The following is a 10145-nucleotide window of genomic DNA, read 5'->3' on the forward strand; positions in this document are numbered from 1 at the left end:
ATGGTGAGTGAGTCGATATCGATTTACAACAGCGAGCGTCCGCACCAGTCTTTGAAATACAAAACGCCCGATGCAATGCATCGGGCGTTGGGGTGAAACAGGTGTAAACCTATTTCAGGACTAGACAGCCCATGAGCGAATCGCCAGTTCCTGGCGTATTCAAGTCGTGCCGGCAGTCAGATGCGGTAGGTGCTTTTGGTCATGACTTTGGCCATCAGGCTCATGCCGAACTTCACTGGAGCAGGAAAGCGGAACCCGCCGGCATTGAGTGCGGACTCTGCATGTTGCTCTTCATCGATGCGCATCTGTTCAAGGATCGCCCGTGATTTCTCATCTTGCGCGGGCAGTTGCTCAAGATGTTCGTTGAGATGTTTACACACTTGATCTTCGGTAGCGGCAACAAACCCGAGGCTGACTTTGTCGCTGATTAATCCTGCCGCAGCCCCGATCCCGAAGGACATGCCGTAAAACAGCGGGTTCAACAAACTTGGATGGCTGCCCAGCTGGCGGATGCGCTGTTCGCACCAGGCCAGGTGGTCAATTTCCTCATCTGCTGCCTGCTCCATGGCTTCGCGCACTTGGGGCAGTTTGGCGGTCAGGGCCTGGCCTTGATACAAGGCCTGGGCACAGACTTCACCGGTATGGTTGATGCGCATTAACCCGGCCACATGGCGACTTGCCTGTTCGTCCAGCGGGTTTTCAGGTTTGACGATGGCCGGCGACGGGCGATGGGGCTGGCCGCTGAACGGCAGCAAGGTACGCAGCGCTGTGTCGGCCTGTAACAGAAGACGGTCAATCGGCGAGTAGTGACGTTGGGTAGTCATGCTTACCTCCGGAAAAAATCACGGCGGTCAGTTTACCCCAATCGGGCGTACAGGGTTTGCGCTGGATCACCGCTGAACGTGGGAGCCGGGCAGCGCCCACGATGGCGTACGGTTTTGCAATCAGCCCGGCGGCCAGTTCATCTGGCGCTGACCTAGAACGTGCATATGAATGTGGTAGACCGTTTGGCCACCCTTTTCATTGCAGTTCATTACCACGCGGAAACCGTCTTCGCAGCCCAGCTCTTTGGCAAGGCGTTGTGCGGTAAACAGGATGTGCCCTGCCAGTAGTTTGTCTTCTTCCTGCAGGTCGTTGAGGGTGCGGATCGGTTTTTTGGGAATGACCAGAAAATGGATCGGCGCCTGTGGGGCGATATCGTGAAATGCCAGCACCTGATCATCTTCGTAGATGATCTTGGCGGGTATTTCACGGTTGATGATTTTGGTGAACAGAGTATCCAAAGCTGTGTCTCCGTGAGTGAAGTCCGGTCCGAGTGTACTCAGGGCAGCGGATTACGCCCAGTCCGGTTAACGCGGGCAATAGGATTTGTTGACCCGGGCGGCTATTTTTCTCGTCATCCAGCGCGAGAAGAAGCGTGGCATACGGGTTATCCAGCGATTGCGCCGGCCCGGAATTATGATCGCCTTGTTTTTCTCCAGCGCGCGTACGGTATAGAGCGCAACTTCTTCGGGAGTCATGGCGCCTTCGCTTTGCTTGACCTTGTCGGCGTTCATTCTGGCCGCGTCGAAGAAACGGGTTCGCGTGACACCGGGGCAAAGTACCGAGACCTTGATCCCGGTTTTCTTTACCTCTTCGCGCAAGCCTTCGGAAAAATGCAGCACATACGCTTTACTGGCGAAATAAGTGCTCAGCCAGGGCCCGGGCTGGAAGGCGGCAATCGAGGACACATTGAGGATTTGCCCGCCGCCCTGGACCGCCATCATGTTGCCGATGGCATGGCATAACCGCGTGAGAGCCAGCACGTTGAGCTCGATCAGATCTTGTTCTGCGCTCCAGTCATGCGCCAGGAAGGGGCCGCAAGTGCCAATGCCCGCGCAATTGACCAGCAGGTCGATCTGCCGGTCGCCTTCTTCGAGCTCAAGTAAAAAACCGGAAAGACGCAATGGCTCGCCAAGATCACAGGCCCTGAACAGTACCTCTACGCCGAAACGCTGGGTCAACTCCAGCGCAATGCTTTCTAGCGCGTCCCGCTGGCGGGCCACAAGAATCAGGCTGCGACCGCGGCGGGCGAGGGCTTCGGCCAGAGCCAGGCCAATGCCGCTGGAGGCGCCAGTGATTAAAGCGTAACGGGTCATGCTGTTCTCCATCGCAACGGTGCAGTCCGGTGACAATGATGTCCCTGGCGTTAACGCGTTCATTTAGACGCGCAGTCTACAGACTGTTGCTGTTGGCTGCGTTGATCAACGAGTCCTGCAGGCCAAGAGCCAGGCCGATGATCAGGATGAAAAGACCCAAAACCATCAACACAATGTTAATCCAGGCCAGGACTTTGACCGCCGTGCTGTTGGGTGGAGGTGGCAAACCGTACTTGTTGGGCCCCGGGGTGCCGGGCATCAACAGCAGCGCAAGGGTTAACACCAGATTGGCCACCGGCACCAGATGCAGCAACAGCATCCATGCGGACCAGTTGAGGTCGTGCAGGCGTTGCGCATTGATTCTGAGATTGACCACGACGAAGACGAGCGTCAGGGTCGCGCCAAAGGTGATGGCCAGAGTGGGGGACACCTTGATCGCAAGCAGGACCAGTAGTGCGACAACGCTGGCGATGAGACCCAGAATCAGGCTCCAGGCCAGCAGGCGCATACGTCCGATCCGTCCGCTGAATCCCAGGGGATCTGGATACGCGTAGTGCTCCTCGGGCGTTTTTTCCAGGCTGAGTTCTGTCATGTCTGCTTCCTTGTCAGGCGGTCATTAGCAAAGAGCCCGCTGTAGTGGGCGGGCCGGGGGAGTATCAGTGATGGGGCCAGTGTCGGGCCAGTTCGCGGGTGAGGCTGTGGGCCTTGCGATATTCCTCTTCCAGACGTGCGATCAAGTGCTCAGTTGTCGGCAGATCGTTAATGCCTCCTGCCCCCTGGCCGGCGGACCATACCGTTTTCCAGGCCTTGGCTTCTTCAGTCAGGGGCTTGAGTTTGGTCTCGCCTTTGCCTTGAAGTGCGTCGAGGTCGAAGCCCGCGCTTTCGAGGCTTTTGCGCATGAAGTTGGCGGGCACACCCGAGACGGCCGGGGTGTGGATGATGTCGGCTGCCCGGGATGCCAGCAGCATGTCTTTGTACGCATCAGGCGCATGGCTTTCCCGGGTGCCGATAAAGCGGGTTCCGAGGTAGGCAAGGTCGGCACCGAGGATTTGCGCGGCGAGAATCTCATGGCCGTGGTTCATGCAGCCGGCCAGCAACACTGTTTTATCAAAGAACTGGCGAATTTCAGCCAGCAGCGCAAAAGGGCTCCAGGTTCCCGCATGGCCACCGGCGCCTGCGGCGACTGCAATCAGGCCATCGACCCCGGCTTCTGCGGCTTTTTCTGCATGGCGTCGAGTGGTGACGTCATGGAACACCAGGCCGCCATAACTGTGGACGGCATCCACGACTTCCTTTGCCGCGCCCAGGCTGGTGATGATGATCGGGACTTTGTGCTCAATACAGATCGCCAGGTCAGCCTGTAGCCGTGGGTTGCTGTTATGCACGATCAGGTTCACGGCGTAGGGCGCGGGATTATCCAGTAAGGCCAGGCCCGCTTCTATTTCCTCAAGCCATGCTTTGAATCCATTGCTATCGCGTTGGTTGAGCGCAGGAAAACTGCCCACAACGCCATTGCGGCAGCAGGCCAGGACGAGTTGAGGGTTGGAGATCAGAAACATGGGGGCTGCCACCACCGGCAGGCGCAAGCATTTTTCGAGCAAAGCGGGCAGTGACATTGGATAACCTCGGTAAATGGCGGGGCGGGTTTAAAAGGGTTTGACCACTGCCAGAATGACGATGGCCAGCAAGAACACTACCGGTACTTCGTTGAACCAGCGGTAGAACACGTGAGAGCGCTTGTTTTCGCCGCGGGCGAAGCGTTTTACCTGGGCGCCACACATGTGGTGGTAGCCGATGAGCAGAATCACCAGTGTCAGCTTGACGTGCATCCAGCCCTGACTGAAGTAACCGCTCGGGTTAAGGCTGATCAGCCAGCCACCGAAAATCAGGGTGGCAATCATTGCCGGTCCCATGATGCCGCGATACAGCTTGCGCTCCATGAGGCTGAATCGCTCCTTGCTCACGGCGTCCTCGCTTTGTGCGTGGTAAACAAAGAGGCGGGGCAAGTAGAAGAGGCCTGCAAACCAGCAGACGATACTGATGATGTGGAAGGCTTTGAGCCATAGATAAAGCATTTTTAGTTATTCCCAGGTTCACGGTAGATCAAATAGTAGTAGTAGAGCGTCCGGGAGTCACCTTGACGGTTGTCGCAGGGGCGCGCTGTCCCTATTATCGTGGGCTTTCCAGTGGGTTCGTTGAGGGGCAGGTTATGGTCAAGGTCGGTATTGTCGGCGGCACGGGTTACACCGGGGTCGAATTGCTGCGATTGCTGGCACAGCATCCGCAGGCTGAAGTGGTTGTCATCACTTCTCGATCCGAGGCGGGCCTGCCTGTTGCCGATATGTATCCCAACCTGCGCGGTCATTACGACGGTCTGGCGTTCAGCGTGCCTGATACGCAAGCCCTGGCTGCGTGCGATGTGGTGTTTTTCGCCACACCCCACGGCGTAGCCCACGCCCTGGCCGGCGAGTTGCTGGAGGCGGGTACCAAGGTGATCGATCTGTCGGCAGATTTCCGCCTGCAGGACGCGGATGAGTGGGCCAAGTGGTACGGTCAGCCCCATGGCGCGCCCGGGTTGCTCGAAGAGGCGGTATACGGCCTGCCGGAAGTGAATCGCGAGCAAATCAAACAGGCGCGCCTGATCGCGGTGCCGGGTTGCTATCCGACTGCAACCCAATTGGGTTTCCTTCCATTGCTGGAAGCGGGGCTGGCGGATACTACGAGGTTGATCGCCGATTGCAAGTCAGGCGTGAGCGGCGCCGGTCGCGGTGCGAGCGTAGGTTCGCTGTACGCTGAAACGTCCGAAAGCATGAAGGCATATGCCGTTAAAGGTCATCGCCATTTGCCCGAAATCCGTCAGGGTTTGCGTCGTGCTGCCGGCAAGGATGTCGGTCTGACCTTCGTACCGCATCTGACGCCGATGATTCGGGGTATTCACTCGACGCTGTATGCCACCGTGGTTGATCGTTCTGTGGACCTGCAGGCTTTGTTTGAACAGCGTTATGCCAACGAGCCTTTCGTTGATGTGATGCCAGCCGGCAGCCACCCGGAAACCCGCAGTGTGCGGGGTGCCAACGTATGCCGTATTGCTGTGCATCGGCCACAGGATGGCGATCTGGTTGTCGTGCTGTCGGTGATCGACAATCTGGTCAAGGGAGCATCAGGCCAGGCGGTACAGAACATGAATATCATGTTCGGCCTGGATGAGCGCCTGGGCTTGTCCCACGCCGGAATGTTGCCCTGAAAACAGCTGCAAGCTTAAAGCTACAAGCTGTAAGTGAGGGCGCGGCATGCTTGCAGCTTGTAGCTGATCGCTTGCTGCTGCCCTCAAATAGTTGACCGCTTTTCTAGGAGAAGCGGATAATGCGCGTCATCACGCATTATGGCGGCACATCGCCGGGAGATAATCAGCATGAGCGTCGAATCCTTCACCCCCATGGCTTTGCAATTCACCGAAGGTGCTGCGCACAAGGTGAAGAGCCTGGTCGATGAAGAGGGTAATGATCGTTTGAAGTTGCGCGTTTTTGTTACGGGCGGCGGTTGTTCCGGTTTTCAGTATGGCTTTACCTTCGATGAAGAAGTGGCCGATGACGACACCATTGTTGAGCGCGAAGGCGTAAGCCTGGTGGTCGATCCGATGAGCTTCCAGTACCTGGCGGGTGCCGAGGTGGATTATCAGGAAGGTCTGGAAGGCTCGCGCTTTGTGATCAAGAACCCGAATGCCACCACAACATGTGGTTGCGGATCATCGTTCTCGATCTGATTGCGCAGTACAGGTTTCACACTCAACGCCGCGTAGTTTCGCGGCGTTTTGCTGTCTGGCGTTTGTGCGGGCAGGTCAGGCCGGGTAGATGCCGCCCAATACCCGCAGGCCGCGGGCCCCGGTGACACTGGGACGATTGGTGGGGATGTTTTCCAGGCAGCAGTGCGCCAGCCATGCAAAGGCCATGGCTTCGACCCAGTCAGGGTCTACCCCTTTGACCAGGGTGCTGTTGACCTTGGTTTGCGGGAGCAGTTGCGCAAGACGTGTCATCAAGGCCGCATTGTGGGCGCCGCCGCCGCACACCAGTAGTTCGTCGGTGTGGGGCTGAGCCGACTGCAGCGACTCTACGATGGTCAGTGCCGTGAGTTCGAGCAGCGTTGCTTGCACGTCTTCAGTGGGGAAGGTTGGCAGGGCGAAGAGGTGATGTTTCAACCAGTTAAGGTTGAACACTTCCCGGCCAGTGCTCTTCGGGCCCTTGGTCTGGAAGAACGGGTCGCTGAGCAAGGCGTTAAGCAGCACAGGTTCAACCTTGCCACTGGCGGCCCACTGGCCGTTGCGGTCGTACAGTTCGCCGCGCTGTTCTTGTATCCAGGCATCGAGCAGGACATTGCCTGGCCCACTGTCGAATCCAGCTACAGGGTTCGTTGGAGTTATCAGACTCAGGTTGCTGAATCCTCCTACGTTCAATACAGCTCGATGTTCATGCTCGCCCGTAAACAGGGCTTCATGGAAGGCCGGGACCAGCGGTGCTCCCTGGCCTCCAGCGGCAACATCACGGCGACGGAAGTCGCCGACCACGCAGATGTTGGTCAGCTCGGCCAATAGGGCCGGGTTGCCGATCTGTACGGTGAAGCCTAGGGCAGGTTCGTGGCGGATGGTCTGGCCATGGCTGCCGATTGCCCGGATGTCTTGCGGGGTTAGCTGCTGCTGGGCAAGGAGTGTGTTTACGCCTTGAGCGGCCAGTTCGACCCAGTGGTTTTCGGCAATGGCACAGCGTGCCACCTCGTCAGGTCCGCTGGCGCACAGGCCCAGCAATTCGCTGCGCAGGGCGGCGGGCATCGGGATGTAGTGGGTGGCGAGCAGGGTGATGCTCGCCCCCAGCTCGATAAGGGCGATGTCCATGCCATCGAGACTGGTGCCGGACATCACGCCTATATAGAGGGCCATCGCTTAGCGCTTGCTCGAGGCCAGGAGGGTGGCCTTTTCCTGGTTCATGCGGGCCATTAGTGGCTGGCTTTGCTGCAGGAAGCGCGTGCGCTCAGCTTTGGCAATCGGATCAGCCATTGGTAGCTTCTGGCCCAGGGGATCAACGTGCACACCGTTGACCTGGAACTCGTAATGCAGGTGAGGACCCGTGGAAAGGCCTGTTGTGCCGATAAACCCGATCACCTGCCCTTGCTTCACCGATCCGCCGGTTTTAATGCCTTTGGCGAAGCCCTGCATGTGCCCGTAAAGGGTGCGGTAGGTATTGCCGTGTTGAATGATTACGGTATTGCCGTAGCCGCCACGACGGCCAGCGAGCAGTACTTTGCCATCACCGGCTGCTTTAATCGGCGTACCGCGCGGCGCGGCATAATCTACGCCTTTGTGGGCGCGGATCTTGTTCAGGATCGGGTGTTTGCGGCCTGAGGAGAAGCGCGAGCTGATACGGGCGAAGTCCACCGGTGTGCGGATGAATGCCTTGCGCATGCTGCTGCCGTCAGCCGTGTAGTAATTGCTGACGCCTTGCTTGTTTGTATAGCGTACGGCGGTGTAGGTCTTGCCGCGGTTGGTAAAGCGCGCCGAGAGGATGTTGCCCGTACCCACCGTTTTACCGTTGGCCACTTTCTGCTCGTAGATCACTTCGAACTGGTCGCCCGGGCGAATGTCCTGTGCGAAGTCGATGTCGTAACCAAACACTTTGGCCATTTCCATGGTCATGCTGTGGGGCAGGCCGGCACGCTGGCCAGATGCTGACAGCGAGCTGGAGATAACACCGTGTACATAGGCCGAGCGCACTACCGGAAGGGTAGTAACACGCCGGAATGTATAGCCCTTGGCCGATTTGCTGAGGGTGATGGTCTCGAGGTCGCTAACCTGGCTGTGCAGGTTGTTCAGTTGGCCATCGGGGCCCATTTCAAATTCGAGCTTCTGCCCGTGTTTCAGCTGGCTGAATTGTTTGGCTTGCTTGTCGCTGGCCAGGATTTCATGCACTGAGGTGGCAGGAAGGCCTACTTTAGCGAACAGGGTCGAGAGTGTATCGCCCTTGGAAACCACTACTTCGCGGTGGCTGGGGGCTTTGTCTTCCTCAACTTTTGCTACAGGGTTGTCCTGTTGTTCAATTTGGGCAAAAGGCGATGGAGTCGCTTCATTTGTGGCCTGAGTGAGTTCTGCAGCGTCTTGATCTTGTGTCAGTTGTTCTGCAGGCGTTTCCAGTTCCAGATTGAGAGTCGTTCTTTTGGCTTCTACTTCGCTGGAGGGGAATACCAGCAGGGCCAGACTCAAGAGGGCGGCGATACCACTTGCTGCGAGCAGGTGGGTCTTCGGATAAAGCGGTGGCGCTTTAGGCGGTTGACTGGTCATAGATAATTTGACTTTGAATAAAGGATGAATTGGAAAAGATGACTGGCACGGTGAACATGAAATAACTGTATAAAATATAACCAAATCGCCCTTGAAGCAAGTCCGCGAGCTATTCGCGCGCGGATAGTTGCCGTATGCCGCCCGGAACTTGTAATTAGTCCCTGATCTTGTATGGTTGGTTCCCTTTGAATTTGAGCCTTACGGGTCTGATATGAAGTCGGTTGAAGAGCAGCTAGCGCTAATCAAGCGTGGTGCCGAAGAGGTACTGGTCGAGTCTGAACTGGTCGAGAAACTCAAGCGCGGTCAGCCGTTGCGGATTAAGGCCGGATTCGACCCCACGGCGCCTGATCTGCACTTGGGTCACACCGTACTTATTAATAAGCTGCGTCAGTTCCAGGAACTGGGGCATCAGGTGATCTTCCTTATTGGTGATTTCACCGGGATGATTGGCGATCCGAGCGGCAAGAGTGCAACGCGTCCACCGTTGACCCGTGAGCAAGTGCTGGCCAATGCCGAAACCTACAAGACTCAGGTGTTCAAGATCCTTGATCCTGCAAAAACCGAGGTGGCATTCAACTCCACCTGGATGGATCAGATGGGGCCGGCCGATTTCATTCGCTTGACCTCTCAGTACACCGTGGCTCGCATGCTTGAGCGCGATGACTTCGATAAGCGCTACACCACGAATCAGCCGATTGCCATCCACGAGTTTCTTTATCCGCTGGTGCAGGGATATGACTCTGTTGCCTTGAAGGCAGACGTGGAGCTGGGTGGTACCGACCAGAAGTTCAACTTGTTGATGGGTCGTGAGCTGCAGCGCGGCTACGGTCAGGAAGCCCAGTGCATTGTTACCATGCCGCTGCTTGAAGGGCTGGATGGCGTCAAGAAGATGTCCAAGTCTCTGGGCAACTATGTTGGCATCCAGGAAGCTCCGGGTGTGATGTACAGCAAGCTGGTGTCTATTCCGGATGCGCTGATGTGGCGTTACTTTGAGTTGCTGAGCTTTCGTTCGATGGACGAGATCGATGCATTCAGGGCTGAGGTTGAAGCTGGTGCAAACCCGCGCGATATCAAAATCAGGTTGGCGGAAGAGATTGTGGCCCGGTTCCATGGTGAAGAGGCTGCTGCAAATGCCCATCGCGGTGCGGGCAACCGCATGAAGGATGGCGAGTTGCCTGATGATCTGCCTGAGGTCGAGCTGACCGCTACTGAGGATATGCCGATCGCTGCAGTCCTTAATAAGGCCGGGCTGGTGAAGAACTCTGCGGTTGCGCGGGATTTGCTGGGTTCCGGTGGTGTACGTATAGATGGTGAGGTGGTTGACCGCACCTATATATATGCACTGGGCTCGACCCATGTTTGCCAGGCGGGGAAGAAGGCGTTTGCCCGTATTACCCTGAAAGCTGAATCAAACTGAAATAAGAGCTGGACGGCGCATTTTATTAACCTATAATGCGCCCACTTCCGGCGCAGTCGAAACGGAAAACTCCTTGATTTTCAATGAGTTGGATGATTCTTCGGCAGTGTCAGCTTCAAGTCATCGAAGCAGGAAATGAGGTGTTGACAGCAGCGTGTAACGCTGTAGAATTCGCCTCCCGCTAACGAGAGATCGAAAGCGCAAGTGGTTGATGTTACAAAGGAAACTTTGAAAACATCTGAAAATAACCACTTGACAGCAACAG

11 protein-coding genes and 1 pseudogene are annotated in these 10145 nt (G+C 56.9%); 4 read left to right on the forward strand and 8 right to left on the reverse strand.

The features are described from left to right. Positions 1-124, forward strand: a pseudogene (locus WG29040_RS24145) (integrase core domain-containing protein); the annotation flags it as partial. 52 nt (positions 125-176) lie between these two features. Here the strand turns inward: WG29040_RS24145 and coq7 are convergent. The 6 genes from coq7 to hemJ all read right to left on the reverse strand — a co-directional run bounded on the left by coq7 (position 177) and on the right by hemJ (position 4213). Then, positions 177-824 carry a 2-polyprenyl-3-methyl-6-methoxy-1,4-benzoquinone monooxygenase gene (gene coq7, locus WG29040_RS24150; RefSeq protein ID WP_127197089.1) on the reverse strand — a complete coding sequence of 216 codons (648 nt, stop codon included), beginning with the start codon at positions 822-824 and terminating at the stop codon, positions 177-179. A gap of 120 nt (positions 825-944) precedes the next feature. Then, the gene (locus WG29040_RS24155; protein ID WP_003444467.1) at positions 945-1283 is read right to left on the reverse strand and encodes a histidine triad nucleotide-binding protein; all 339 of its coding nucleotides are present in this window, start codon (positions 1281-1283) and stop codon (positions 945-947) included. A gap of 66 nt (positions 1284-1349) precedes the next feature. Next, on the reverse strand, positions 1350-2138 hold the full coding sequence (locus WG29040_RS24160) for an SDR family oxidoreductase (protein WP_010656637.1): 789 nt from the start codon (positions 2136-2138) through the stop codon (positions 1350-1352). A 76-nt stretch (positions 2139-2214) separates the two neighbouring features. Beyond that, entirely contained in the window at positions 2215-2730 is a 516-nt protein-coding gene (locus tag WG29040_RS24165) for a DUF805 domain-containing protein (protein WP_127197090.1), read from the reverse strand. A gap of 64 nt (positions 2731-2794) precedes the next feature. Continuing rightward, positions 2795-3754: a nitronate monooxygenase family protein gene (locus tag WG29040_RS24170; RefSeq protein WP_003444464.1), complete on the reverse strand. Its 960-nt coding sequence runs from the start codon at positions 3752-3754 to the stop codon at positions 2795-2797. Between the two features lie 30 nt (positions 3755-3784). Further along, positions 3785-4213 (reverse strand): protoporphyrinogen oxidase HemJ, encoded by a 429-nt coding sequence (hemJ, locus tag WG29040_RS24175; protein ID WP_003444463.1) that lies wholly within the window; start codon positions 4211-4213, stop codon positions 3785-3787. Positions 4214-4347: 134 nt separating this feature from the next. Here hemJ and argC point away from each other — a divergent pair, with 134 nt between their 5' ends. Then, positions 4348-5382: an N-acetyl-gamma-glutamyl-phosphate reductase gene (gene argC / locus WG29040_RS24180; RefSeq protein WP_127197091.1), complete on the forward strand. Its 1035-nt coding sequence runs from the start codon at positions 4348-4350 to the stop codon at positions 5380-5382. A 168-nt stretch (positions 5383-5550) separates the two neighbouring features. Next, positions 5551-5901 (forward strand): iron-sulfur cluster insertion protein ErpA, encoded by a 351-nt coding sequence (gene erpA / locus WG29040_RS24185; protein ID WP_003444456.1) that lies wholly within the window; start codon positions 5551-5553, stop codon positions 5899-5901. A 75-nt stretch (positions 5902-5976) separates the two neighbouring features. On the opposite strand, the gene WG29040_RS24190 is transcribed toward erpA, so the two are convergent. Next, the gene (locus tag WG29040_RS24190) at positions 5977-7068 is read right to left on the reverse strand and encodes an anhydro-N-acetylmuramic acid kinase (protein WP_060781716.1); all 1092 of its coding nucleotides are present in this window, start codon (positions 7066-7068) and stop codon (positions 5977-5979) included. Between the two features lie 3 nt (positions 7069-7071). Beyond that, entirely contained in the window at positions 7072-8463 is a 1392-nt protein-coding gene (locus WG29040_RS24195) for a peptidoglycan DD-metalloendopeptidase family protein (protein WP_127197092.1), read from the reverse strand. Positions 8464-8674: 211 nt separating this feature from the next. Between WG29040_RS24195 and tyrS the strand changes: the two genes are divergently transcribed. Next, positions 8675-9880, forward strand: a complete 1206-nt coding sequence (tyrS, locus tag WG29040_RS24200; RefSeq protein WP_003444446.1) for a tyrosine--tRNA ligase — start codon at positions 8675-8677, stop codon at positions 9878-9880. Positions 9881-10145 lie beyond the last annotated feature (265 nt).

Source organism: Pseudomonas sp. PAMC 29040 (genome assembly GCF_003994535.1).
GTDB lineage: Bacteria > Pseudomonadota > Gammaproteobacteria > Pseudomonadales > Pseudomonadaceae > Aquipseudomonas > Aquipseudomonas paraversuta.

Bases quoted from the DNA above. Each gene is read 5' to 3' on its own strand.
- coq7 (WP_127197089.1), bottom strand. From the start codon at position 824: ATGACTACCCAACGTCACTACTCGCCGATTGACCGTCTTCTGTTACAG.
- WG29040_RS24160 (WP_010656637.1), bottom strand. From the start codon at position 2,138: ATGACCCGTTACGCTTTAATCACTGGCGCCTCCAGCGGCATTGGCCTG.
- WG29040_RS24165 (WP_127197090.1), bottom strand. From the start codon at position 2,730: ATGACAGAACTCAGCCTGGAAAAAACGCCCGAGGAGCACTACGCGTAT.
- WG29040_RS24170 (WP_003444464.1), bottom strand. From the start codon at position 3,754: ATGTCACTGCCCGCTTTGCTCGAAAAATGCTTGCGCCTGCCGGTGGTG.
- hemJ (WP_003444463.1), bottom strand. From the start codon at position 4,213: ATGCTTTATCTATGGCTCAAAGCCTTCCACATCATCAGTATCGTCTGC.
- argC (WP_127197091.1), top strand. From the start codon at position 4,348: ATGGTCAAGGTCGGTATTGTCGGCGGCACGGGTTACACCGGGGTCGAA.
- erpA (WP_003444456.1), top strand. From the start codon at position 5,551: ATGAGCGTCGAATCCTTCACCCCCATGGCTTTGCAATTCACCGAAGGT.
- WG29040_RS24190 (WP_060781716.1), bottom strand. From the start codon at position 7,068: ATGGCCCTCTATATAGGCGTGATGTCCGGCACCAGTCTCGATGGCATG.
- WG29040_RS24195 (WP_127197092.1), bottom strand. From the start codon at position 8,463: ATGACCAGTCAACCGCCTAAAGCGCCACCGCTTTATCCGAAGACCCAC.
- tyrS (WP_003444446.1), top strand. From the start codon at position 8,675: ATGAAGTCGGTTGAAGAGCAGCTAGCGCTAATCAAGCGTGGTGCCGAA.